Annotated in this window: 16 protein-coding genes; 9 read left to right on the top strand and 7 right to left on the bottom strand. The window is 64.9% G+C overall.

The genetic code is table 11. The features are described 5' to 3' along the window. The first annotated feature begins 7 nt into the window (after nucleotides 1-7). The 3 genes from U1H82_RS13360 (at nucleotide 8) to U1H82_RS13350 (ending at nucleotide 4,498) form a co-directional block, all read left to right on the top strand. Nucleotides 8-2,740 (top strand): TonB-dependent receptor, encoded by a 2,733-nt coding sequence (locus tag U1H82_RS13360; RefSeq protein WP_322965445.1) that lies wholly within the window; start codon nucleotides 8-10, stop codon nucleotides 2,738-2,740. Nucleotides 2,741-2,802: 62 nt separating this feature from the next. Further along, on the top strand, nucleotides 2,803-4,188 hold the full coding sequence (locus tag U1H82_RS13355) for a glycoside hydrolase family 43 protein (protein WP_322965444.1): 1,386 nt from the start codon (nucleotides 2,803-2,805) through the stop codon (nucleotides 4,186-4,188). Between the two features lie 64 nt (nucleotides 4,189-4,252). Then, entirely contained in the window at nucleotides 4,253-4,498 is a 246-nt protein-coding gene (locus tag U1H82_RS13350; RefSeq protein WP_322965443.1) for a hypothetical protein, read from the top strand. 3 nt (nucleotides 4,499-4,501) lie between these two features. Here the strand turns inward: U1H82_RS13350 and U1H82_RS13345 are convergent, their stop codons facing one another. Further along, a complete protein-coding gene (locus U1H82_RS13345; protein ID WP_322965442.1) occupies nucleotides 4,502-5,572 on the bottom strand; it encodes a PepSY-associated TM helix domain-containing protein in 1,071 nt (356 codons plus the stop codon). 2 nt (nucleotides 5,573-5,574) lie between these two features. Beyond that, nucleotides 5,575-7,749 (bottom strand): TonB-dependent receptor, encoded by a 2,175-nt coding sequence (locus tag U1H82_RS13340; protein ID WP_322965441.1) that lies wholly within the window; start codon nucleotides 7,747-7,749, stop codon nucleotides 5,575-5,577. Nucleotides 7,750-7,896: 147 nt separating this feature from the next. Here U1H82_RS13340 and U1H82_RS13335 point away from each other — a divergent pair, with 147 nt between their 5' ends. Beyond that, the gene (locus U1H82_RS13335; protein WP_322965440.1) at nucleotides 7,897-8,739 is read left to right on the top strand and encodes a type 1 glutamine amidotransferase; all 843 of its coding nucleotides are present in this window, start codon (nucleotides 7,897-7,899) and stop codon (nucleotides 8,737-8,739) included. A gap of 21 nt (nucleotides 8,740-8,760) precedes the next feature. Here U1H82_RS13335 and U1H82_RS13330 read toward each other — a convergent pair whose 3' ends face one another. The 3 genes from U1H82_RS13330 to manD form a co-directional block, all read right to left on the bottom strand. Next, entirely contained in the window at nucleotides 8,761-10,185 is a 1,425-nt protein-coding gene (locus U1H82_RS13330; RefSeq protein ID WP_322965439.1) for a L,D-transpeptidase family protein, read from the bottom strand. Nucleotides 10,186-10,284: 99 nt separating this feature from the next. Beyond that, on the bottom strand, nucleotides 10,285-11,634 hold the full coding sequence (locus tag U1H82_RS13325) for an MFS transporter (RefSeq protein ID WP_322965438.1): 1,350 nt from the start codon (nucleotides 11,632-11,634) through the stop codon (nucleotides 10,285-10,287). A 1-nt stretch (nucleotide 11,635) separates the two neighbouring features. Continuing rightward, nucleotides 11,636-12,847 carry a D-mannonate dehydratase ManD gene (gene manD / locus U1H82_RS13320; protein ID WP_322965437.1) on the bottom strand — a complete coding sequence of 404 codons (1,212 nt, stop codon included), beginning with the start codon at nucleotides 12,845-12,847 and terminating at the stop codon, nucleotides 11,636-11,638. A gap of 202 nt (nucleotides 12,848-13,049) precedes the next feature. On the opposite strand from manD, the gene U1H82_RS13315 reads away from it, so the two are divergent. From U1H82_RS13315 to U1H82_RS13305, 3 genes are all read left to right on the top strand, one after another. Next, nucleotides 13,050-15,143, top strand: coding sequence for an alpha-glucuronidase family glycosyl hydrolase (locus U1H82_RS13315; protein WP_322965436.1), 2,094 nt, complete (start codon nucleotides 13,050-13,052; stop codon nucleotides 15,141-15,143). Between the two features lie 498 nt (nucleotides 15,144-15,641). Next, nucleotides 15,642-18,788 carry a TonB-dependent receptor gene (locus U1H82_RS13310; protein ID WP_322965435.1) on the top strand — a complete coding sequence of 1,049 codons (3,147 nt, stop codon included), beginning with the start codon at nucleotides 15,642-15,644 and terminating at the stop codon, nucleotides 18,786-18,788. Between the two features lie 133 nt (nucleotides 18,789-18,921). Then, complete coding sequence (locus U1H82_RS13305) at nucleotides 18,922-21,603, top strand: GAF domain-containing hybrid sensor histidine kinase/response regulator (RefSeq protein ID WP_322965434.1); 2,682 nt, start codon at nucleotides 18,922-18,924, stop codon at nucleotides 21,601-21,603. A gap of 62 nt (nucleotides 21,604-21,665) precedes the next feature. On the opposite strand, the gene U1H82_RS13300 is transcribed toward U1H82_RS13305, so the two are convergent. Beyond that, entirely contained in the window at nucleotides 21,666-22,253 is a 588-nt protein-coding gene (locus tag U1H82_RS13300) for a DUF2076 domain-containing protein (protein ID WP_322965433.1), read from the bottom strand. Between the two features lie 245 nt (nucleotides 22,254-22,498). After that, nucleotides 22,499-23,116 (bottom strand): Dps family protein, encoded by a 618-nt coding sequence (locus U1H82_RS13295; protein WP_322965432.1) that lies wholly within the window; start codon nucleotides 23,114-23,116, stop codon nucleotides 22,499-22,501. Nucleotides 23,117-23,261: 145 nt separating this feature from the next. Between U1H82_RS13295 and U1H82_RS13290 the strand changes: the two genes are divergently transcribed. Both U1H82_RS13290 and U1H82_RS13285 read left to right on the top strand, forming a co-directional pair. Next, on the top strand, nucleotides 23,262-24,614 hold the full coding sequence (locus tag U1H82_RS13290; RefSeq protein ID WP_322965431.1) for an alpha/beta hydrolase: 1,353 nt from the start codon (nucleotides 23,262-23,264) through the stop codon (nucleotides 24,612-24,614). Continuing rightward, entirely contained in the window at nucleotides 24,611-26,152 is a 1,542-nt protein-coding gene (locus U1H82_RS13285; protein WP_322965430.1) for a GMC family oxidoreductase, read from the top strand. Before U1H82_RS13290 ends, U1H82_RS13285 begins: the two co-directional genes overlap by 4 nt. Nucleotides 26,153-26,191 lie beyond the last annotated feature (39 nt).

Here is a 26,191-nt window from a genome sequence, read left to right as displayed (position 1 = left end):
GGGGACTATGACGAAGATTTCCATGAGCCGCCTAATGGCATCCGTTTCCACGTTGATGGCGGTCGCGCTTGCGGCACCAGCCCACGCCCAGGAACAGACGCCGCAGCAGCAACCGACGACGGACACAGCGCAGCCCACCAGCGCCGACATCGTCGTCACCGGCATCCGCCAGAGCCTGAGCAACGCGCAGAACATCAAACGCAATTCAGACGCGATCGTCGATGCACTGGTCGCCGAGGATATCGGCAAATTCCCCGACAACAACGCCGCCGAGGCGATCGCGCGCGTCACCGGCGTCCAGGTCACGCGCTATGCCGACGAAGCGAACGGCGTGCTGATCCGTGGCCTGCCCAATGTCCAGACGACGGTACAGGGCCGCGAAATCTTCACCGCCGACGGTCGATCGGTGTCGATCCAGGACTTCCCCGCCCAGGCGCTGTCGCGGGTCGAGGTCTACAAGGCGACGACCGCCGACAATCTGGAGGGCGGCATTGCGGGTCTGATCGATGTCGGCCTGCGCCGGCCCTTCGACTTCAAGGGCTTCCAGATCGCAGGCGCGGCGCGGGGCGTCTATAATACGGAATCGCGCAAGCTCGATCCGATCGGCAGCCTGCTCGTCAGCGACCGATGGAAGACCGGGATCGGCGAGATCGGCGCGCTCATCAACGTGTCCTTCACCCAGACCCGTTATCTCAATTCGATCCGCTATCAGGGCTTCCAGGACAATGTTCCGGCCAACCAGCAGATCCTGCCCGCCTCGGTCGGTCGCAACTTCACCTTCCCGCAGGATATCGGCCTCTATTATCGGCGCGGCAACCGCCAGCGTCCCTCGGTCAACGGCTCGCTGCAGTGGAAGCCCGCCGACAATCTGATGATCTATGTCGATGGCCTGTATCAGGGCTATCGCGACCGCGTCGCCAACGACTTTTTCGGCATCCCGATCCAGTCCAACCCCAATGGCGGCAACCCGCCGACGATCCGCAATGCGGTACTGACGCAGGATGGCACGACGCTCCAGTCGTTCGACGTCGATCTGGGGCTGGTCAACGGGCCGTCCAAGGAGTTCGGCACCAGCCGCACCGACACTTATCAGGGCGCGTTGGGTGCGAAGTGGGACATTGGCAACGCGGTCTTCACCACCGACCTTGCCTATACCAAGTCGATCGCCAGCGGAAATTGGGGCCAGTTCCAGACGCAGGTGGCCACCCCCCTGTCGCTGGCGGTCAAGCTGAACGATCAGGGCAGCGTCGACTTCACGCCCAGCGGCGTCGATTTCAGCAACCCCAAAAGCTTCTACATGCGCGGCCTGATCGAAAATCGCAGCCGGTCGGCGGGCGATCAGTGGCAGTGGCAGGGCAATCTGGTGTTGGACACAGGCTCGTCCTTGTTCCCGAAATTCATGTTCGGGCTGCGCTATGGCGATCGCAGCGCCAGCTCGGTCTATGGCGACCGTTATGCCTCGCTCGTCAGCCTGAAGGACACGATCGACAAGGTGCCGACCGTATCGCAGGGCGGCATGATCCAGCCGGGCTTCCAGGGCGATGACGTGCAGCAGTTCCGCAGCTGGTTCGCGCCCAATGCCTTCCTGTTCAACGACCGGCTGAACGATGTGCGCGACTATATCCGCCAGGCGCTGGTCCGCGCGGGTGCCGATGCCGGAACGCAGGCTGCCTGGGCGCCAGAGCTTCCCAACCTCAATCCGCTCAACGCCTTCCAGGCGCGCGAGCAGGTCTATACCACCTATGCGCAGGTCAATTACGCCTTCAACATCGGCATTCCCGTCGACGGCGCGATCGGCGCGCGCGTGATCCTGACGCGCAACCGGCTGAACGGCACCAACCAGTTGCCGACCTCCGCGGGCGGCACGGTGCTGGTCCCGATCAACTCCTCGACCCAATATACCGATATCCTGCCCAATATCAGCGCGCAGTTGCACTTCACCGACCAGCTGAAGCTACGCCTGTCGCGCACCCAGGCCTTGTCGCGGCCGGGCTTCAACCAGATCAACCCGACGCTGACCGTGTCGCAGGGCACGGTCGGGGGCAACATCTCCTACACGGGCAATGGCGGCAACCCGAACCTGCAACCGATCCGGTCGGACAATTACGACGCGTCGCTGGAATATTATTTCTCGCGAACCGGATCGGTGTCGGTTGCGGGCTTCTATCGCAAGATCAACGGCTTCATCAATTCGCTGCCGCAGATCGTCAACGTGCAGCCCTTCGGCGACATCCTGGTCTATCGTCCGTCCAATGCCGGGTCGGGCACGATCAAGGGCATCGAGGTGGCGGGCACCACCTTCTTCGACTTCCTGCCCGGCGCGCTGCGGGGCCTGGGGGCGCAGGCCAACTTCACCTATATCGATGGCGAGCAGATCGTACCCGCCGCCGCCAACTTCGCCGGTGGCCGACAGACCCTGCCCGGTGTGTCGAAGTATAGCTTCAACGTCATCGGCCTGTACGAACTAGGGCCGACGAGCGTTCGCCTGGCCTATAATTACCGCAGTTCCAACGTCGACGGCTTCGGCGCGCCGGGCGTGTTCACCACCGTCTATTCGGGGGCGGTCGGGCGGCTCGACTTGTCGGCCAGCTATAACGTGAACGACAATGTGACGCTGACGGTGGACGCGACCAATCTGCTGCGCACCCCCTACCACAGCTATGTGAAGGACCCGCGCTATCCGCGTGATATTCGTTGGGAGGCGAGCCTGCTTTCGGCGGGTGTCCGCTTCCGGTTCTGAGGGATCGGCGGGCGGGGCATAACCGCGTGCCCCGCCCAGTTTTCAGGAGCAAGGGGGATAGGATGGGTAAATGGCGAGCGGTTTTGGGCATGGTCGTCGGGCTGGCCACGGCCCTGATGCCCATCGGTGCGGGTGCGGACAATCCGATCGTCCAGACACGCTTCACCGCCGATCCTGCGCCGCTGGTCCATGACGGGGTCGTCTATCTCTACACCGGCCATGACGAGGATGATGCGGAGGGGTTCCGGATGCTCGACTGGCGGCTCTACAGTTCGACCGACATGGTCAACTGGACCGACCGTGGCTCGCCCGCCTCGCTCAAGACCTTTGCCTGGGCGCAGCAGGACAATGGTGCCTGGGCGCCACAGGTCATCGCGCGTGACGGCAAATTCTATCTCTATGCCCCCATCCGCGTGGCCGGGAACCCCGATACGGCCATTGGGGTCGCGGTCGCCGACCGGCCCGAGGGGCCGTTTCGCGACGTGCTGGGCAAGCCGCTGATCGCCGCGCGCTTCGGCGCGATCGATCCGACCGTGGCCATCGACGATGACGGCCAAGCCTATCTCTACTGGGGCAATCCGGACCTGTGGTACGTCAAGCTGAACCGCGACATGATGTCCGTCTCCGGCGAGGTCGTAAAGGTCGCCAAGCCGATCGATTATCAGGAGGGCCCCTGGTTCTACAAACGCGGCCCCCATTACTACATGGCCTATGCCTCGACCTGCTGCCCGGAGGGGATCGGTTACGCGATGAGCGACAGGGCGACTGGCCCTTGGGTGCACAAGGGGCCGATCATGGACCCCAGCGCCAAATCGACCGGCAATCATCCGGGCATCATCGACTATAAGGGGCATTCCTATCTGTTCGGCTTTCACTACGAACTGAATTTCGCTCTTACGCCCATCCATCACGAGCGCCGGTCGGTCACGCTGCGCGAGTTCCAGTATAAGCCCGACGGCACCATCCCCCGCCTGCCCTGGTGGGACGACGAAGGTGTTTCGCAAATCGCACCGCTCGATCCCTATCGCTGGGTTCAGGCGGAAACGATCGCCTGGACCTCCCGCATCCCGCGCGACCGGGATCGCCCCTATCGCTGGGCGCCCGGCGTAACCACGGCACAAGCTGGCAGCGACATGGTCTATGTCACGCGTATTGCGGACCGCAGCTATATCAAGATCGGCGGTGTCGATTTCGGACGCGGTGCGGCCAGCTTCGCCGCCGACGTCGCGCAAGTGCGCCGCGATGCCAGTATCTCGCTGCACCTCGACCGGGTCGACGGACCTCAGATCGGCACGCTGGCCCTGAAACCCCGTCCGGGCGATGGCTGGGCCACGCAGACGACACCCGTCAGCAACGCGACCGGGGTGCACGACCTGTTCCTGGTCTTCCATGGCGGCGGCGACGCATTGTTCGATTTCGATCGCTGGCGGTTCAGCCGACAGCCGTGACGGGCTGGCGCATCGCCTGCGACGATCCGCGTCGGTCTGCGTTCAAGGGCTTTGGAGAGAAGGCATGAGCGACCGAACGACAATGCAGATCGGCGTCCGCCGAGCCGCGGAGATGGCGGCGGTCTTCATGATCGGCGACGGGATGCTCGGCCTGTTCCAGCCGAGGCGGCATGTCGATCTCTGGCGATCGGATATCGCGGCGGTGGCCATTCTCGTCCGCCCCTTTGCCGACCGGCCCCTGCGGCGTCGGGCTTATGGCTTGCTCCAGCTTGGGGCCGGGCTGACCCTCGCCGCGATGCTCCGGCGATAAGAGCTATCGGCGGCCGCGCTTGGGCGAAACGCGCGGCCGCTTGAACCAGAAGCTCCACACCGCCAACGACCCCAGCAGCGTCATCGCCAATCCGGTTGCGGTCATCAGCAGTTTCCAGACGATGCCGCCCACTCGCCCGGCATGAAGGGGATAGAGCGTGTTGAAGACCATCGCACCTCGGGGCATCGCCAGGGCGTCGGTGGTCGAGAGCAGGCGGCCGGTCGCGGCATCGAAGGTCAGGGTGCTTCGGCCATTGGGCAGCCATTCCCCTGCCCTGCGCATCCGCAGGACGATCGGATCGCCTTCATGGCGCGGCAGCGACAGGATACGGGCCGTCGCATCCGGAAAGCGCTGAGCCGCGATCGTCAGCATCGTCTGCCAGGGCGGGTTGGCGGCCAGCGGCCCGCCATGCACCTTGCCCGGCCGCACCGCCGCCAGCGCCGCACCGGGCGAGCCGAACGGCGCGATGACGATCATCGCCACCGGACGAAAGACCATCGCCGCCCCCGTGATCGTCGACAAGAGCAGCAGCGGCGCGACGATGATCCCCAGATCGCGGTGATGGGTAACGATCGCGGGACGGCTCAACCGCTTGGGCAGGAGGCGCCAGCGGAAGGTCCGCCGCGTCCGCCACCACAGGATGCTCCCCGTCACGACGAAGAACAGGCCGCATAGGCCGGCGATGCCGATCACCGTCTCCCCGACATCGCCGGTGAACAGGTGATGATGCAGATCGAACAGCCACAGCTCGGGCCGTTGCCACTGGCTCGCCCAGCGCGTGACGATATGCCCGCCCTGATCGGCATACGCGCCCGCACCGCCGGGCAGCCGCACCTGAAGCAGCGCAAAGCCCTTATCGGCAAAGACGATGCTTTCGCCACCGCTGGGCGTGGGCAGAAGCCGCTGGACCGTCGACGCGATCGCCGCCGGATCGCGGACCAGCGGCGCGCCCTTGTCCGGAAGCCCGATCCAGGCGGTCTTCCAGACAAGAAGACACCCCGTTAGCCCGAGCAGCGCCAGGATGATCCCGATGACGCCGCCCGTCCAGCGATGGAGAAGATCGAGCCAGCGCATCGTCAGAATCGGACGTCCCAACCCAGCGTCAATGTCCGCCCACGCCCGGCGAAATAGCTGAAATTGTCATTGGGCAGCCGCGTGTCGCTCGAATAATCGATATAGAAATGGTCCAGCAGGTTCTGCGCCGCCAGATAGATGGTTCCCGCGCCGGTATTATAGGCGATGGTGCCGTCCACGACCGTATAGCCGCCAAAATCGTTGCGCGGATCACGTATCCGCCCCTTGAAGGTGCGCGACAGGTAGAACTGGCTCTGCACCCGCGCCGACCAACGCCCACGATCATAGCTGGCCGCCAGGTTGAGGCGGTCGGGCGAGATATTGGTCCCGTCGAGATCGGTGTCGACAATGCCGTCCGGCGGCCTGTTGCTGTCATAGCGACCCGACAGATGCGCATAGCCGATCGAAACGCGGGTGCCGGGCAGCGGCATTCGCATACCCAGGTTGATCTCCAGCCCCTGGATTTCGGTGCGCAGACGCTGCACGTTGAAGATGCCGCCGGCATTGGCGATCAGCAGCTGGCCCTTGTTGCTCGATGACCAGAAATAGGCGGTGCTGGCATCGAGGGGGCCGCGCTTCACCTCGACGCCGATCTCGCGATTGTTCGAGACGATCGGCGCGATGTCGAGGAACTTGTCGATCTCGACCCCCGGCTCCTCGACCGAACGGGTGATACGGCCGACATCGGGCACGGTGAAGCCCTCGGCAAAGCTGGCATAGGCCCGCACGCCGTGGATCGGCTCGACGATCACCCCGCCGTTGAACAGCGCATCCTGAAAGGTCGGCGTACCTCCCTTGACCGAGGTGCGGTTCGCGGTGGCAAGCGTCGTGTAATCGGGGATGCGGATGCGGACATTCTCCCACCGCACCCCGCCGGACAGCCGCAGAACCTTGTCGAACAAGGCGAGGTTCAGCTGGCCGAACGGCGCCAGGCTGCGGAACTCGGCGGGCGGCACCCAGACGCGGTTGGTCAGGATCAGCCGCTGTTCGGTCTTGTCCCAAAGCGCGTCGAAGCCGACGATCGCGGTCAGCGCCTCGAAACCGGGGATCGCCCGTTCATAGCTGATCTTGCCGCCGATCTTGCGGCTGCGGTTCTGCGACTGGTCGATCAACGTGCCGACCGGTGCGATCAGCGGGTCCTGGAAGGTCGCGATCGGGTTGAGCTCGGCTCCGAAGGTGTCACGGGTGCGGTTCCAGAAAATCTGGCTGACGAAATTGCCCGAACCCAGATTGGGGTCGGTCAGCGACAGCGCGACACTTTCGGTCCGGCTGGCGGCACTGTGCCCGGGCGGGTTGCCGCGCGTGGCGCTGGTCGGCAGGCCGGTGAGGCGGTTGCCCGCGACCGCGACATAATTGCCGTCGCCCTTCAGCTCGAAACGGCTGGCGATCAGGTCGAGCCGCATCGTGTCGGTCACCGCATAGCCCGCCCGCGCGAACAGGGAGGTCGTGCGCGAATCCTGCGTTTCGCCCTGGGTCAGGTTCAGGCCGACCCGACGCCCCTCTCCGTCATAGAAGACGCCGCGCTTGTCATAGGCCGCACCGGCGCTGATATCGAAGCGTCCGGCCTTGTACTGAAGCAGGCCTGCGACCTTGCCGCCCAGCCCTTCGCCGTGGAAGTCGGTATCGGCCGTACCCTGGACCAACGCACGGCCGCTAAATCCTTCGCGACGCGGCGCGCCGACCGTCACCTGATTGACGATGCCGCCGGTGCCACCCACCCCTTGCAGCGCGTTGGAGCCATAGATCAGCTCGACCCGGTCGATGAAAAAGCCATCGATCGTATAGCCGTCGCGGCTGCCGTCGCGCAGCGGCGTCGTCTGCGGAATGCCGTTGATCGCATAGAGCGGCGACCGGCCGCGCAGCGTCTCACCCGCGCCCGACAGCTTCTGCCGCGTCGGCGAGAAGGACGGGGTGAGCGCCGAGACGGCATCCACCACCGAACCGGAGATGGCAAGCTGCTGATCGAGCGCCTGCTTGTCGATGATGTCGATGGTCATCGGCAGAGCATTGGGAGGCAGGACGGAGCGCGACGCGCTGACGACGATGTCCTTTGACGGGTCCGAATTCTGCTCGGTCGACCGCGTGGCGTCGACACCGGGTTGCCCCTGCTGCGCCCAGGCCGCCGCCGGATAGAGTGCGACCGTCGTCAGCGCCAGCAACCGCCAATTCCTGTTCATTTTCGTCAACCCCCTTGTTGCCGGGGGCCGTTAGAGCATCCATCATGCAAATGCAACTCTGTCGCATTAGCTACATGATATCAGGCTGATTGTCGGGGACTATCCGGTCATCGGCGCGTTATCGCGGTTCACCATCGAAAGCACAGCGTGCCGCATTATCTGATAGCGCAAAGCGAATTGCCCGAAGAGCGTGAGGCCCGCCGTCGTCGCGCAGGCAAGAGTTCCGGCGAAACCTATGCCGCGACGCTGAAACAGATGCAGCCGGGCATCGACATCACGCTCCTGTCGCCCGCCGATGCAGACGCCATAACGCTGTCGGCGGAGGATCTGGGGCGGTTCGATGCCGTGTTCCTGACGGGCTCACCAATGCATGTCTATGACGACAGCCCCGAGGTCCGACGCCAGCTGGACTTCATGCGGCGGGTGTTCGCCTCGGGCGTGCCGTCGTTCGGCTCCTGCGCCGGATTGCAGATCGCTGTGGCCGCGGCGGGCGGACGGGTGCGCAAGATGCCCGAGCGCATGGAAGCAGGCATCGCCCGCCGGATCAGCGCCACCGAGGCCGGGCGGTCGCACCCGCTGCTGGCGGGCCGTCCGGCCAGTTGGGACGCCCCGGCGGTGCATGGCGACGAAGTACTGGAGCTGCCACCCGGTGCGACCCTGCTCGCCAGCAACGCGGTGACCAAAATCCAGGCGGCCGAAATTCGCTTCGATCGGGGGATTTTCTGGGGCGTACAGTATCACCCGGAACTCGCATTGCGCGAGATCGCGCTGGCGATCGGCGCGCAAGCTGGTGATCTGGTCGAGGCCGGGCTTGCAGAGGCGGAAAGCGACGTGGCGGCCCGCGCCGCCGAACTGGACGCCCTGCACGACGATCCCGACAGCCGCCCGTTACGCTGGCAACTGGGGATCGACGGCGAATTCGCCGAGGAACGGCTGCGACGGCGCGAGATCGCCAATTTCCTCGCCAATCTTCGGGCATTGAGGGGCTGATACCAGCCCCTCACCGCGCTCTTACGGGCCGACGTCCGCCGCGCCGGTCTGAACACGCAACGCCTTGCCTGCCTTGAAGCCGAGCGCTGCACCGACGCGGTCGTCCCAGCCATAGGGATCGTTGCGCACGATCGGCTCACCATCAGCATCGAACAGGACGGTCTGGTAGAGCAGCCGAACCGGGATCTGGCGGGGCAGCTTGACGAAGCTCTCCTTGCCCGTCTCCCGCGCGCGGTGCCATTCGTCCAACACGCCTTCGTCCTTCGCCAGCATCTCGGCAAAGCCCAGCGCATCGTCGACGCGGACGCAACCATGGCTGCGCTGGCGCTGGACCATGTTGAACAGCGCCTTGGCGGGCGTATCGTGCAAATAGATGGCATGGTCGTTCAGCATGTCGAACTTGACCAGACCGAGCGAATTCTTGGGTCCGGGCTGCTGCACGATCCAGCCGTCCTTCCAGATCATGTTGTTCGCCTTCAGATAAGCCGCGCCCTTCTTGGCCAGATCCTTTTCCTGGATCGAGCGGGGGACGGTCCAGGTCGGATTGGCGACCAGGCGATAGATGGGCGAACCAAGCTGCGGCGTCTCGGTATCCGGTTCGCCGACGACGACCTTGCGGGTGTCGACGATCTTGCCGTCTCGCCAATAGCTCAGCCGCGCGGCCGCGATATTGACGTCGATACGCGTCGCAGGCGGCGTACGCTCCAACCAGCGCAACCGCTCCATCGCCACTGCGACCGCACGGGCGCGATCGGCATTGGACATGTTGAGGATCGCCAGTGCCTCGCTGCCGATAATGCCGTCGGGCTTCATCCCGTAATCCGCCTGCATCCGGCGCACGGCATCGACGACGGTCGGGGTGTAGACATCCCCCTGTGCCGTATTCGGGGCCAGATAGTCGAGCACGACCAACTCATGCAGGATCGCGGGCAGGCGCGGATCGGTATCACCTGGTTTGATCGGCTCGCCGGTCCCGGCGATCTTCGTATCGGCATCCTGCGGCTGTTGCTTCAGCTTCAGATAAGCATCGGACAGCCGCTTGTAATTGCCGTCCTGCGGGGCAAGGCCGTTCAGCCATTTCGTCAGGTCCCCGGCGCGCAGGGCAGCGGCCAACCCGGCCTTCAGGTCAGGAGACGGCCGGGGCACGGTATAGACCTCGTACAGCTTGGTCGGATCGGTCGCGCCGCGCGCCAGCGCCGAGGCGAAACGCAGCGCCTCCCGGTTCAGTGCCGCGTCGTCGCCCGAGGGGACCGCGAAATTCATATGGTCCAGCCCATGGGCCGCGCGGCCATCGATCGCCTGGCGAAGCTGCGTTCGCGTCTGGTCGTTCCATTGCGCGGGCCTGGCCGCCTGATCCGCCGTCGCGGTCGCATTCTGATCGGAGACCGCTTGACCGCCGCAACCCGACAGCAGCAACCCCAGTACCAATACCGTCCCCGTTCGCATAACCGCTTGTCGCTCCCTCATTTGCAAAGGCAAACGCACCGAAACGACCACGGCTCCCGAGCAGGACGGTAATAACGCGACGCCCGTCTATGGCGGCCGCTAAACCAGCGACGATTTGTCGGATTGGCGCGTATCCGCCGCGATCCGCACATTGCGATAGCGCGGGTTGAGCAGGTGGAAGACGAGCAGCGCCACCAGATAGGCGACACCGCACGCGATGAAGAAGGGCTGATAGCTCCCCACCCGGTCAAGCAAGGCGCCCAACGCCTTCGACGCGATGAACCCACCCGTCGCGCCCGCAAAGCCGCCCAGCCCGATCAACGTTCCTTGCGCATAGCGGGGGAACTGGTCACCCGGCAGCGCGAAGAGGTTGGTCGAGAAACCCTGATGCGCCGCGCACGCCAGGCCGATCATCGCCACCGCGATCCAGATGCTGCTCGCCTGTGCGGCGAACATGACCGGCAGGGCAAAGAGCGCACAGGCGAACATCGCCCGCTTGCGCGCCCGCCCCGTCTCCACCCCGTGCTTGAGCAGTCGCGACGAATACCAACCGCCGACGATCGCGCCGACATCGGCCAGGATATAGATGGCGACCAGCGGCGGACCGAAATTCTTCAGATCATAACCATAGCGGCTGTGGAAGAAGTCGGGCAGCCAGAACAGGAAGGTCCACCAGACCGGATCGATCAGGAACCGTCCAGTCATATAGGACCAGCTCTCGCGGTGACGCAGTACGGTCAGGAAGCCCGCACGGCCGCTCGTCTCGACCGGCTCCGCCTCGATCCAGGCGCGCTCTTCGGCCGTGATGCGCGGATGGCTGTGCGGCGGGTGATAGAGCCGCCACCATGCCGTCAGCCAGACGAGGTTGAACAGCCCGGTGATGATGAAAGCCCAGCGCCAGTCGAGTACCAGATCGGCGATCAGGAACCCGATCAGCAACGGCGTCACCACCGCCCCGACATTGGCCCCGGCATTGAAGATGCCGATCGCCATCGCGCGTTCCTTCTTCGGGAACCATTGCGACGCGGCCGCCAGCGCGGAGGGGAAAGTTCCCGCCTCGCCCAGTGCGAGTGGAATGCGAGCGAGCGCAAAGCCGGTGGTCGAGGTGACCAGCGTCTGCGCGAAATGCCCGACCGTCCACGCGCCCATCGCCAGCAAATAGCCCGCGCGCGGCCCGATCCGGTCGATCAGCCAGCCGAACAGCAGGAAGCCCAACCCATAGGCGACCTGGAAATAGCCGGTGATGTCGCCATAGCCGCTATTGGTCCAGCCATAGAGTGCGGTGAGCTGCGGCTTGAGCACCCCCAGCACCAGCCGGTCGATATAACTCAGCACGACGGCGGCGAAGAGCAGGCCGCAAATGATCCAACGCACCCGCCCGCGCGGTGGCGGCACGGCATGGGCGGCGGTATCGGGCGCGGTCGCGGCGGCCTGGGTCAGGTCGCTCATCTCACCAGCTCCAAAGCGTCCCGTCCTCCAGGCGGTTCACCGGCAGATAGGCGCGCTTGTAGGGATAGGTTTCGGCAAGCGCTTCGTCGATCGCGACGCCCAGGCCCGGTGCGTCGCCGGGATGCATCATGCCGTCCTCGAACCGATAATGGTGCGGGAAGACCGCGTCGGTCTCATTGGTGTGCGGCATATGTTCCTGAATGCCGAAATTGGGGATCGACAGCCCGAAATGCAGCGCCGCCGCCATGGTGACGGGCGACAGGTCGGTCGCACCATGGCATCCCGTGCGCACCTGATAAAGGTCGGCAAGCGACGCGATCTGCCGCAAATGGGTCAGGCCGCCTGCATGGACGACGGTGGCACGAACATAATCGATCAACCGGTTCTCGATCAGATGCTTGGCATCCCAGATCGAGTTGAAAATCTCGCCCACCGCCAGCGGGGTCGTCGTATGCTGGCGGATCAGGCGGAACGCCTCCTGATCCTCGGCCGGGGTCGCATCCTCGATCCAGAACGGGCGATAAGGTTCCAAATCCTTGCCCAGCCGCGCCGCCTCGATCGGGGTCAGACGGTGATGGACATCGTGCAGCAGATGCACATCCCACCCCAGCGCCTCGCGCGCGGCGGCGAAGAGCTCAGGTACGACGCGGAGATATTTCTCGGTCGACCAGACGCTTTCGCTCGGCAGATCGGCATCGGCCGGTTCATAGCGCTGCCCCGCCTTGGCGACGCCGTAAGTCGAGGCCAGCCCCGGCACGCCGCATTGCAGGCGGATCGCGCGATAACCCTCGTCCCGGTGCGCCAGGGCGGTGGCGATGGTATCCGCGATCGTCGTACCATTGGCATGACAATACACGAGACAGCCTTCCCGCGCCGCGCCGCCCAGCAGCTGATACACCGGCAGCCCCGCGACCTTCCCCTTGATGTCCCAAAGCGCCATGTCGACCGCCGCGATCGCAGTCATCGTCACCGGCCCACGCCGCCAATAGGCCCCCTTGTAGAGATAATGCCAGATATCCTCGATCCGGTGCGCCTCACGTCCGATCAGGCAGGGGATGACGTGATCCTGAAGATAGCTGGCAACCGCCAGTTCGCGGCCGTTGAGCGTGGCGTCGCCCAGGCCGGTGGTGCCGTCGTCGCATTCGATTTTCAACGTGACGAAATTACGCCCCGGCGACGTGACGATCAGGCGGGCGGAAACGATCTTCGGCATTAATGGCGTCCTTCAGGCGAACAAGGGCACGACAGAAGGACGACCGCGCAAAGCGGCATGGCGTGTGAGATGTTGCCAGCGGCGCATCAAAGCCTCTCCTGTCAGGCAGCCGGTTCAACCCGACTTGCCAATTGGTCTGATAGCGGTAACGTGCGGGCCAAGCGTCGGCTTGTCAATCGCCGACAGTTCGGGAGAGTATGGCATGAAACGGAATCGCGCATGGGCTGTCGCGCTGTCGCTATCCTTGGTCGCCTTGCCGTTTCCGGCGGCGGCCGACGACGGCTATACGCTATGGCTGCGCATGGCCGCGCCATCGGTCGGACAGGTGAGCGTCAGGCTGTTAGGTGCGTCGCCGACGCTCGATCTGGCGGGTGCCGAACTGCGCCGTGCCCTGCCCACCGGTACGCCGCCGGTGGTGGTGGCGACGGCATTGGCCCCTTCCCTTGGCGCGCTGCGCTTGCCGTTCGATGGGTTGGGCGAGGAAGGCTATCTGGTCCGTTCGGTAACCATGAATGGGCAGCACGTCCTGCTGGTCGCGGGCAACACCGATCGTGGTGCACTGTACGGCGCCTTCGCGCTGATCCGCCATCTCGCCACCGGCGGCAAGGCCGATGCCGTTGCGCTGCGCTCCGCACCCAAGGTAAAGCTGCGCGTCCTCAACCATTGGGACAATCTCGATGAGTCGGTGGAGCGCGGCTATGCGGGGCAGTCGATCTGGGACTGGTGGACGCTCCCCGATTTCCATGATCCACGCTATACCGACTATGCCCGCGCCAATGCCTCGATCGGAATCAACGGCACCGTTCTGAACAATGTGAATGCCAAGGCCGACAGCCTGACCGCGCCCTATATCGCCAAGGCGGCCGCACTTGCGGATATCTTCCGCCCCTGGGGCATCAAGGTCTATCTCTCGGTCCGCTTTTCCGCCCCGATCGAACTGGGTGGCCTGAAGAGTGCCGATCCGCGCGACCCCGCCGTCGCGGCCTGGTGGAAGGCCAAGGCGGACGAAATCTATCGTGCCATCCCGGATTTCGGCGGCTTTCTGGTCAAGGCCAATAGCGAGGGTCAGCCAGGCCCGCGCGATTACGGTGCCAGCCATGCCGATGGCGCAAACATGCTCGCCGCAGCCGTGAAGCCCCATGGCGGCATCGTGATGTGGCGCGCCTTCGTCTATGCCGAGACCGATCCCGAGGACCGCGCGAAACAGGCCTATACCGAGTTCAAGCCGCTCGACGGCAAGTTTGCCGACAACGTCCTGGTGCAGGTGAAGAACGGCGCGATCGACTTCCAACCGCGCGAGCCCTTCCACCCGCTATTCGGCGCGATGCCGCACACGCCGCTGATGATCGAGTTCCAGATCACCAAGGAATATCTCGGCTTTGCGACCCATCTCGCTTATCTCGGCCCGCTATTTACCGAGGTGCTGGATGCCAAGACCGGTTGGAAGCCGGGCGAGACGGTCGCCGATGTCGTCGACGGCGAAGCGGAGCATCACAAATTGTCCGGCATGGCAGGCGTCGCCAATATCGGCCGCGACCGCGACTGGAGCGGGTCGACCTTCAACCAGGCCAATTGGTACGCCTTCGGCCGACTGGCCTGGGACCCGGATATGTCGGCTGAGGCGATCGCCCGTGCCTGGGCGGCGCAGACCTTCGGCACCGATCCGCAGGTGATCGATACCGTCACGAAGATGATGATGGGCTCGCGCGAGGCGGTCGTGGATTATACCGGCGCGCTGGGGCTGGCCCATCTGATGGCGACGGGCCATCATTATGGACCGGGACCATGGGTGTCCGATCTGGCACGCCCCGAATGGAACCCGACCTATTACCACCGCGCCGACGCCGCCGGGATCGGCTTCGACCGAACCGCCACGGGCAGCAATGCCGTCGGCCAATATGCCGGGCCGGTCGCCAAGGCCTTTGCCAGGCCCGAGACGACGCCGGAATCGATGCTGCTCTGGTTCCATCACGTCCCCTGGGACCGTCGCATGGCCAGCGGCCGCAATCTGTGGGACGAACTGGTCGCCCATTATGATCGCGGCGTCGACTATGTCGCGCAGATGCGCCGCGAATGGGACAGCCTGCGTGGCAGGATCGATGCGGAGCGGTGGCAGAAGACCGCGACCTACCTCGCCATCCAGGAGCGCGAAGCCCGCTGGTGGCGCGATGCCAGCCTGGCCTATTGGATGTCGATCAACCACCGCCCGCTGCCCGCCGGGGTCCGCCCGCCCGAGCATGATCTGGCCTGGTACAAGGCGCAGCACTTCCCCTATGCGCCGGGTCAGGCGCATTGAACGAGCGGCGTTAACCCGTTGTCGGCGGTCGGAGTGCAGGGCACCGAGGCCGCCGACCCATCCCAGCATCGGCAAAACCAGAAGCCTGCACTTTGGTCGGGCCGGTTCGGTTGCACTTTGCCGCATCACCAATCGATTGCGCCAAGTCCATCTGTTTTCTTGCCGCCTACAACTGGTGCAAGTACCGACGGTCTAACGACGCAATCCTGTTGCAGAACAGCCATAGTTCGTCACGTTCGCGCTGCGGCCTAACCAATTTGCATTGACTTGTGGACCAATAGCGCAGATCGATAGCGCTATCAGCATGAAGCCGCATAAGACGGTCGGAGGGGATAAGATGGTTAACGGCATCGTTATGGCCGACATACCGGCCGACCGTGTGAAGCGCGCGTCGGGCTATCGCCCTGCCCCTTCCGTCCGCTGAACCGCCACCACCGATCATCGAGACCAATCCGCATGTCGCAACGAACGACAGCGGGCCGCAAGAGAGGACCTGACATGAACGCCGTGCCCCCTATCCGCCTGAGCCGTATCACCCTGCTATGCGCCACGGCACTCGGCGCGATGACCGCCTCCACCGCCTGGGCCCAGGCGGTTCCGGCACCGCAGCAGCAGATCCTCAACGACGGGCAGGACAATGGCCCGTCCACGCCCCCAGCGCCCCAGACCGTCGACAGCCAGGGCACGGCCGCCCAGGACATCGTCGTCACCGGCTATCGGTCCAGCCTCGCCAAATCGACCAATGCCAAGCGCGCCTCGACCGGCTTCACGGACTCGATCTTCGCCGAGGATATCGGCAAGTTTCCCGACACCAATATCGCGGAATCGTTCAACCGTATTCCGGGCGTGACCATCACCCGCGACGTGACCGGCGAAGGCACAAACGTCGCCATTCGCGGCTTGGGATCGAACTTCACCAACGTCACGCTGAACGGCGCGCCGATCGCGGTCGCCTCGTCGGGCGCGACCGATGCACAGGGCACCGACCGCTCGGTCGACCTCAGTTTCTTCCCGACCGACCTGTTCACCAAGCTGACCGTGAACAAGAGCTATACCGCTGACCTGCTGGAAGGCGGCGCGGCAGGTAATATCGACCTGCGCTCGGCGCGGCCGTTCGACCGTAACACCTCGTTCGTCGCCTATAATATCCAGGGATCGAAGCAGACACCCGAAGACCGGATCGGTGCGCGCGGCTCGCTGATCGGCAGCTGGCGCAACGATACGTTCGGCGTGCTGGCGGGCGTCTCGGCGCAGCGCCTGTTCACCGACACGCGCGGTTTCGAGACCATCGGCTATACCAACCCGGCGCTGACCGCCGCGCAGTGCGGCGCGACCAGCGGCTGCAACAGCACCGGCGGTGGCAACTGGACGATCCCGTCCACGGTTCCGAACGGCGCTGGTGCGGGCCTGATCCCCGGCACGGTGATCGACCGCAACTTCCTGCTCGCCAACAATCCGGGCGCGACCATCCAGCAGATCGACAACGGCCTGCTGCCGCGCCTGGGTCGCGTCACCAGCATTCGCGGCCCGCGTGACCGCATCAACGCGATCGTCAGCGCCGAATATCGCCCGACCGACGAGCTGCATTTCTATGTCGACGGTCTGTACGGCTTCAAGAAGAACGAACTGATCCGCGAGAACATGGCCTGGATCGTCCGCAACGGCGCGATCATCCCGACCAACCTGACCTTCGACAAGTCGGATTGCAGCGCGGGCTGTACCGTCACTGGCGGCACCTTCGCCAATGCGCAATTCTTCAACGAATTCCGCCCCTATACCGAGACGACACGCCTCTGGAGCGTCAATCCCGGCGCCGAGTGGCAGATCAATGACAAGCTGAAGCTGAACTTCCAGGGCAATTATGCCCGGTCGACCTTCCATCGCGAAAGCCCGACCGTCGGCATGACCACGCCACTGGGCGTCGGCAACACCGTCACCTATTCCAACACCGGCGGCATTCCGACGATCACCAGCGGGCTCGACCTGAACGACCCGAAGAATTTCGGCTGGTATGCGGGCAGCCGCGTCAACCTGCAGGACGAGCGTCGCCTGAACATCAACAAGGGGCTTCGCGGCGACCTGACCTGGGGTGACACGTCGCTGAACCTGAAGATCGGTGGTGCCTATGACGACACGTCGCGCCGTATTCGTGGCTTCGACAACAGCCAGTATTGGCAGAACGCGGTCTGCGGCAACAATCCCAATGTGGCCGTCCCCTCGCCCAACTCGCAGCCGCCATGCGAAGGCCTGAACGCGCCGGGTGCAGCGCCTGCGGGCTATCCGACCTATCCGGGCTATGGCACCGGCTTCAGCTCGGGGCTTAGCGGCCCGGTCAGCTATGGCGGATCGCTGATCCCCAACAGCGCGGCGCCCAGCTATCTGATGCCGGGACCCGCCGGTTTCGTGACGGTCAACTGGCCCGCCTTCGCCAAGGCCAGCAACTACCAGTTCTTCCACGACAATGCGCCGGAGAATGGCGGCGCCAACACCGGTGCCAGCGCGGGCTTCATCCGTGAGGTCGTGAAGTCGGCCTTTGCGACGGTCAACGGCGCGCAGGAATTGGGTGGCAACACGCTGCGCTTCAATGTCGGCCTCCGCTACGTCAACACGATCCAGACGATCTCGGGCCGCGTCTCGCTCCCCGATCCGCGCAATACGACCGCCAGCGGCGCGTCGCTGCCCGATGGCAGCCGCTATCCGAGCATCATCAACATCGCCGAGACGCGCAACGTCTATTCGGAATGGCTGCCCGCCGCGACCTTCGCCTATGACATTGGCGAGCATGCGGTGGTCCGCGTCGCGGGTTCGCGCACCATGACCCGGCCCGATCCCTCAGCGCAGTTGCCGGGCATCAACTTCGGTGCGCCCTCGGCCGACCAGGCATCGATCGGCAACCCGGCACTCGCGCCCTATCTGTCCACCAACCTCGACCTGGGCTTCGAATATTATACCGGCCGCGAGGGCGTGATCAGCTTCAACGCGTTCCGCAAGTCGCTGGAAGGGTTCACCACCACCGCGATCTCGACGGTGCCCTTCTCGAACCTGGCGCAATACGGCATCACCTATGACACGCTGAACCCGACGCAGCAGATCGCGATCAATTCGCGTGGCGGCCCGAGCCAGGCGCAGGTGCAGGTGACCTCGCAGGTCAACGTGCCCAACAAGCTGACCATCAACGGCCTGGAATTCCAGTGGGTTCAGCCGCTCGACTTCCTGACGCGTTCGCTCGGCATCACCGGCTTCGGCTTCAATGCCAACGCCACGATCGTCGACCAGCGCAGCGACGGCCCCGCCATCGCGTTCGGTGTCGCCCCCTTCACCTACAACATCACGGGCTATTACGAGAAGAACGGCGTGATGCTGCGCGTCGCCACGACCTCGCGGCAGGGTGCGCAGAATAGCGGCGCGGCCCAGAACGGCATTCCGGCCGCCGCGCTGTTCGGCACCGACTATACCACCTACGACTTCTCGTCGGCATTCGACCTGGACAAGATCTTCGGTATTCCGGGCGCGCCGCAGCTGACCATCAACGTCGCCAATTTCACCAATGCGACGCTGCGGTCCTACTTCCAGTTCGAGAACGCGACCTTCACCCAGTACAAGCCGGGTCGTCAGTTCCTGATCGGTCTGCGCGGCAGTTTCTGATCCCCTCCCGCCACGATCGGATCGAGGCCCCGGCGCAAGTCGGGGCCTTTTTTTGTTGCGATCACGCCGGGGGCATCCGGCCCGATCGCAATGATCGTTTCCAGCTTTCCCGATTATCGGCTACCCTATCAGCGTGACCAGCGCCCGAACACCGACGACCGAGCAGGACGACGGAGCCGTTTCCATCGCGACGATGGCCGGACCTGCACCCTGCCCCGACCTGCCCGCCTTCCTGCGTGGTGGGGGACGTTGTGGCGACGCGATCGGTCGGATCGACTGGTCGCCTTCGTCCTTGGGGTCGCTGGAGAACTGGCCCTTCCCCCTTACCGCGGCGCTGGCGATGGTCTTGCGATCGACCGTGCCGCTCCTGCTGCTATGGAGCGACGAGGGGGTGATGCTCTACAACGACGCCTATGCGGCGTTCGTTGGCGATGGCCATCCTGCCCTTCTGGGCGCGACGGTCCGCGATGCCCTGCCCGACGATGTCGCGTTCAATGCCCATATCCTGAAGGTCGGACTGGCGGGCGGTACGCTCCAATATCGCGATGCGCCGCTGACGCTGCATCGGGATGGCCGGGTCGAGCAGGTCTGGGCCCATCTCGACACGTCGCCCGTGGTGGATGAACGGGGGGAGCCGGTCGGCGTACTCTGCGTCATCACCGAGACGACCGAACACGTCATCGCCGAACGCCGCGCCGCGTTCCTGCTGACCCTGGTGGATGATCTTCGCACGCTGGAACAGCCGGGCGATATCATGGCGCTGGCGGCCAGGCGGCTGGGCGAGGAAATGGACGCCAGCCGCGTCTTTTATGCCGAGATCACGACGCGCGGCTGGATGACGGTCGAGCATGACTATGCCCGCGGCGTCTCCTCCATCGTCGGCCGCCATTCGCTGGAGAGCTTCGGGCCGGACCTGCTCGCCGCCTATCGCGACGGCGCCCCGGTCGTCGTCCGCAATGTCGGTGCCGACGATCGGCTGAGCGAAGGCGCGCGGTCGGGGCTCCAGGCCCGCGAGGTCGGCGCCTTTATCGATGTGGTCCTGTTCCAGGAAGAGGAATGGGTCGGCCTGTTGGCGGTACAGAGCGCCACCCCGCGAACATGGACCCAGGCGGAAGAAGACCTGGTCCAGAATGTCGGCGAGCGGGTAAAGGTGGCGGTCGAGCGGGCCCGTGCCCAGCTTGCCCTGCGTGACCTGAAGGACACGCTGGAACAACAGGTCATCGACCGGACCGCCGAACTGCGCCGCTATCACGAGATTGTCGAGGCGACGGCGTCACCGATCTGCGCCTTCGACAGCGACTATCGGCTGATCGCGTTCAACCGGGCGCATAATGACGAGTTTCGGCGGGTCAACGGCTTCGACACGAAGGTCGGCGACGTCTTCCCTGATCTCTTCCTTGCGGAACAGGCCGCGACGATACGCGGGTTCATGGGCCGCGCGCTGAGCGGCGAACGTTTCACCGTGACCGAGGCTTTTGGCCGCCCCGAATTCGGCACCCCGATCTGGGAAATCAGCTACACCCCGTTGCGGAACAGTGCGGGCCGGGTCATCGCCGCCTTTCATCAGGCGAACGACATTTCCGCCCGATTGCTGGCCGAGGCCGAATTGGAGGCCGCCCAGGACGCACTGCGTCAGAGCCAGAAGGTCGAGGCGATGGGCAGCCTGACCGGCGGGGTCGCGCATGACTTCAACAATCTTCTGACGCCGATCATCGGTTCGCTCGACATGCTGATGCGTAAAGGTTCGGGCAATGCGCGGGAGAAGCGGCTGATCGACGGCGCGCTGCAATCCGCCGAGCGCGCCAAGACGCTGGTCCAGCGGCTACTCGCCTTCGCGCGCCGCCAGCCGCTGCAACCGACGGCGGTTGATCTGGGGCCACTGGTCGACGGGATGGCGGACCTGATCGAGGCGACCGTCGGCCCGACGATCGCGCTGCATGTCGAGGTCGCCGCCGACCTGCCGCCTGCTCGGGCGGATGCCAATCAGGTGGAGATGGCGCTGCTGAACCTGTCGGTGAACGCCCGTGACGCCATGCCGACGGGCGGTGCCCTGTCGATCGCCGTCAAGCGCTGTGCGGTCGAGCCCCATCAATGCGCCGATGTGCCGGTCGGCGACTATATCTGCCTCAGCGTCGGGGACACCGGCATGGGTATGGACGAGGCCACCCGCCAGCGCGCGATCGAGCCCTTCTTCTCGACCAAGGGCGTCGGCAAGGGGACGGGCCTCGGCCTTTCCATGGTGCATGGACTGGCCGCACAGCTTGGCGGCGGCTTGACGATCGACAGCGCGCCGGGCCGGGGAACGAACATTACGCTGTGGCTGCCGCTCAGCGATACCCAGATGACCGCGATTGCCGCCGCTCGGCGGGGCCCGACAACGGTGGAGGGTGTGGGCACCGTGCTGCTGGTGGACGACGAAGAACTGGTCCGGTTGAGCACCGCCGATATGTTGGTCGACCTGGGCTATGGCGTCGTCGAGGCGTCTTCGGGATCACAGGCGCTGGAACTGGTGCAGGCCGGATTGCGCCCCGATCTTCTGGTGACCGACCATCTGATGCCGGGCATGAGCGGTGCGGAACTGGCGCGCACCCTCACGGAAAAATTGCCGGACCTGCGTGCGCTGATCGTATCCGGCTATGCCGAAATCGAGGGTCTCGACATCGAGACGGCGCGGTTGAACAAACCCTTCCGTAGCGAGGAACTGGCGGCCAGCCTCGCCGCGATCGGAGCCTCGGCGGCGCCGGTCCTGTTGATGCCCGAAGAGGTGTCGATCATGGCCTCGAAAGTTGAGCCCAAGGTGGCGGACGGAGACTGACGCCCGCTTTCGATGACAAACCGGCACCCCATCGCCGGGGTGCCGGTCAGGCTATATAATGGTCAGTAATCGTCCGACGGGTCATAGTCGGCATTGCCGCCATCGTCGAAACTGCCGCCATCATTGTCGCCGAAATTGTTGATCGTGATGTTTTCCGGCTGCCCCATAAAGCCCTGGCCGCCGCCGAACAGGCCGCCGCCGCCGCCACGATGGCCGAACATGTCGGACAGCCCCGAGAACAGCATCTCGCCGCCGACCACCCCGGCCGCCGTGGTCCCCGCGCTGCGCAGGAAGCTGCCCAGTCCGCCACCGCCGGAGAACACGCCCGGCGGCGCCTCGGGCGGGGGCGGCGAATAGCTATCCTGCGGACGTGCGCCCCATGGCCCACCAGAACCCTGGGGAAGGAAACTGCTGCTCGCTTGGGCGGGTGCCGCCTGTTGCTGGCGCTCCAGTTCGGCGATGCGCTGCTGCGCGGCGTGGAGCGACTGGTCGGCGACGATGGCGTGCTGGACCAGCAGATAGGCCGCGTCGGGATTGGACGACAGGGTGCGGGCGATCATCGCATCCGCCTCACCGTCCTTGGCGCCGGTCCGGGCGACGGCCAGTTCATCGAGAAAGCGGGTGAGAAGCGTGCGTTCTTCGGCGTTCATAGGGACACTCCAATGATGCGTCCCGAAGATCGTGGAAGCCCATCCCAAATCAAGATCGGGGAATGTGCATGACCGATAATTCACTCGGTCGGCACCCCGTCTCCAGAATGCAGAAGGGGTAAAGGCATCGCCCTGTCAGCGTTAGCCCTGCCACGTCGGCCAATACGCTGCGCTTTCCGCACTGCGGACGCGGCGATGGCTGTGAGCTCAGCCATCGTCACGCCCTCTTCCAATGTATCGCGGCTTCAGTCAGCCCGTTGCAGCGCCGTCGCGGCGAGATGCTCGCCGATGAACCAGACCTGCGGTTCGTTCGAACGGATGATGTCGCTGACCAGCAGATCGTTGGTGCCGTCATCGCCGGACTCGTCGGCGGTCTTGGCCCCCTCATGCGCCTGTTCGAGTACGATCTTATGCGCCTCGAGCAGCCGCGCCAGCATCGTCGGCACGTCTTCGCGACCGCGCGGCGGGCGCGGGATACGGGTCATTTCGGCGACGTCGTGTGGCGTGGCGATGCTGATCCCGCCCAGCGCCTGGATACGCTCGGCAACCATGTCGACCAGTTCGGCCTGCTTTTCATAATGGGTGTCGAGCAGCAGATGCAGTTGATAGAAGGTCGCACCCGACATCTGCCAATGATGCTTCTTGTACAGATCACGCAACATCATCGTGTCGGCCAGCACCTGGTTCAGGATCGACACGCTCTGTTTGCGGGCATTATCAGACAGGCCGAGCGGTAAGTCCTTCAATGTACCGAACGGTTGGATTTCACGATAGTCAATCTTGTATTGCGGCTGTGCCTGGTCGGTATCGGCCACGACGTAACTCCAATCATGGATGCGGATGGTGCCGAAGCGTTTGCCCACGCAGACGGTTCCATGAATTTTCGATGACGTTCCAAAGCTCCGCAATTACCACCGATGATCCAGATTAATTTCGAATCTGTGGCTTTTCGTCGGAACGGACCCCGTCATGCGGCGTCCAGCATGGGCTTTCAAAGGACCCGGCCGCATGACCCAACCGACATTCGTCTTTCTCCACGCCCTGGGGTCCAGCCATCGGGAATGGGATCTGGTCAGCCGCTATCTCCCGGATGCAGATTGCGTCGCGCTGGACCTTCCGGGCTTTGGCGACCGGGCGGAGGAAGGCTATGCCGATGTCGTAGCCATGGCGGATGACCTGGCCGACCAAATCCGCCGCCGACGCCTGACGGCCGTCATCCTCGTCGGTCACAGCATGGGGGGCAAGATCGCGAGCATCGTCGCCGCTTGGGCTGCGGCCGGAGAGATCGGGCTGGCGGGCGTCATCGGGATCGTACTGGTCACCGCCTCCCCGCCCGAACCCGAACCGATGGACGAGGATCGCCGCGCACGGATGATCGGCTGGGTAGCCCATGGTGCGATCAGTCAGGCGGATGCCGAAACCTTCGTCGATGCGAACACCGCCAAGCCCTTGCCTGCGCCTTTGCGCGAGCGAGCCATGGCCGACGTCCGCCGATCGAGCCCAGAGGCATGGCTCGGCTGGCTGGAGCGTGGCAGCCGGGAGGATTGGGGCGCGCAGGTCGGCCACCTCTCCATTCCCGCGCTGATCGTCGCGGGGGCGGCGGATGGCGACCTGGACGAGGCGGCGCAGCGACGACTGAACCAGCCGCATTACCGCCATGCCGATATCCGGGTGATCGCGGGGGCGGCGCATCTGATCCCCTATGAACAGCCCGAAGCGCTGGCAAAGCTGATCGCCGACCATGCCGCCTCGCTCAAGCCGTCCATCCTGCCCGAGGGGTTCGTCACCATCCTGGGCTCCGACCGGGTGAGCCGCCGGACGCGCGCCGCCATGCTAGAGCGCACGCGGCCGGTCGCTGGTGATGCGCTCGGCTGGTCGCAAGCGGAGCGGGCCATCGCGAGTGCGCTGATCTCGCACATCCTGCCCGATGATGAGCCCATTCCGGACCTGGCCCTGCGCGTCGAGGCCGCCATTCTGCATGGGCCGGGTGATGGGTGGCGCTTTGCCACCCTGCCGCCCGATGCGGACGCATGGAGGCAGGGCTTCGCCACGCTGGAACGGCTCACCGGCGGTTTCGCGACGCTGGATCACGAAGCGCAGGCCGATTGGCTGGAACGGATCGCGGCAGGGTCTGGCGGCGCGACGGAGGATGGTCTTTTGTCGCCGGAGCAGATGGCGCTGTGGTTCCAGGATGTCCGCGCCGAAATCGTCCGGCAATGGGCGTCGCTGCCCGCCACCATGGCGGCGATCGGCTATGACGGATTTGCGGTCGGCGGCGATGGCCCGCGCAAACAGGGCTATGCCCGGACCGCTGCCGACGATGTCGAAGCCTGGCAACGGCCACGGGAGGCGACGGCATGAGCCGCGCATCCTATGCCGATCAGGACATGGTGGATGCCGTGGTCATCGGGACCGGCGCTGGCGGCGCACCGCTGACCGCACGGCTGGCCAAGGCGGGCCTGTCCGTCGTCGCGCTGGAAGCCGGTCGCTCCTTTGCCCCCAACGATCATGTCGCCGACGAACTGGCCGCCGACATCTATTGGATGGACGAGCGGTTGAGCGGCGGCGCCGATCCCACGGCGTTCGGTTCCAACAACTCCGGCATGGGAGTCGGCGGATCGACGCTGCACTGGGGCGCTTTCTGCCCCCGGCCCGATCCACGCGATCTGCAGCTCAAGACGCTGACCGGACAAGGCGCGGACTGGCCGATCCCGCACGCCGAACTGATCGCCTATATCGAGGAGGTGGAGCGGTTCACCGGCGTCTCGGGGCCCGCCGATTATCCTTGGGACGCCAGCCGTCGCTACACCTATCCTCCCGTCGCACGCAATGCGTCGGCCGACGCGATGGCGCGCGGTTGCGCCGCGCTCGGCATCACCGCAACCGATGCGCCCGCCGCCTTGGTCTCGCGCGACCATGCGCAACCACATTGGGGGCAGCGACAGGCCTGTGTGAACTGCGGAACCTGTCATCAGGGATGCCGCAACGCCGCCAAGACCAGCATGGACACGAGCTATCTGCCCTATGCGGCGGCCCATGGCGCGGAAATCCGGCCGAACGCCCGGATGCTGTCCTTCGAACTGGATCATGCCGGGCGGATCAGTGGCGTAGTCTATCGGCAGGGGAACGAGGAACGCCGCCAGCGCTGCCGCGCCGTCTTCCTGTGCGCGGGCGGGGTCGAGAGTCCCCGTCTGTTGCTCAACCTGGGGCTGGCCAATTCCAGTGGCCAAGTCGGCCGGAACTTCATGGCGCATGTCGCGACCCAGGTCTGGGGCCGCTTCGATGCCGAGATGCGGATGAACCGGGGTTATCCTTCCTCACTCATCAGCGAGGATATGATGCGCCCGGCCGATGCGGGCTGTATCGGCGGCTATCTGATGCAGAGCCTGGGGGTGCTGCCGGTCAATCTCGCCACCGGACTAGCGCGCGGTGCGGGCATGTGGGGATCACGCCTCCAGACCATCTTGCGCCAATATAATCACATGGCCGGGATCGGGATCAACGGCGAGTGCCTGCCCCACCCCGATAATCGCCTGACCCTGTCGGACGAGGTCGACGCCTTTGGCCAGCGCAAGGCCAGGATCGACTTCAGCTATCAGGCGAACGAACGCGCAATCGACCGCCATGCCCGGCGCGTCATGACCGACATCTGGAAGGCCGCGGGGGCGAAGGATATCTTCGCCATCGACCGCTCCGCCCATACCATCGGGACCTGCCGCATGGGCAAGGATGGCGACCAGGCCGTGGTCGATCCGGACGGACGCAGCTTCGACATCGCCAATCTATGGATCTGCGACAATTCGATCTTTCCCAGCGCGCTGGCGGCCAACCCGGCGCTGACCATCATGGCCCTGTCGCTGCGCACCGCCGATCGGTTCCTGTCATCGTCGCGGTCGTGAGTGCATCGACAAGAGGAGTCTGGCGATCATGAAATACGG

The organism is Sphingomonas fuzhouensis, assembly GCF_034659795.1.
Taxonomy (GTDB): Bacteria; Pseudomonadota; Alphaproteobacteria; order Sphingomonadales; family Sphingomonadaceae; genus Sphingomonas; species Sphingomonas fuzhouensis.
This window is presented reverse-complemented; position numbering and strand designations above follow the sequence as displayed.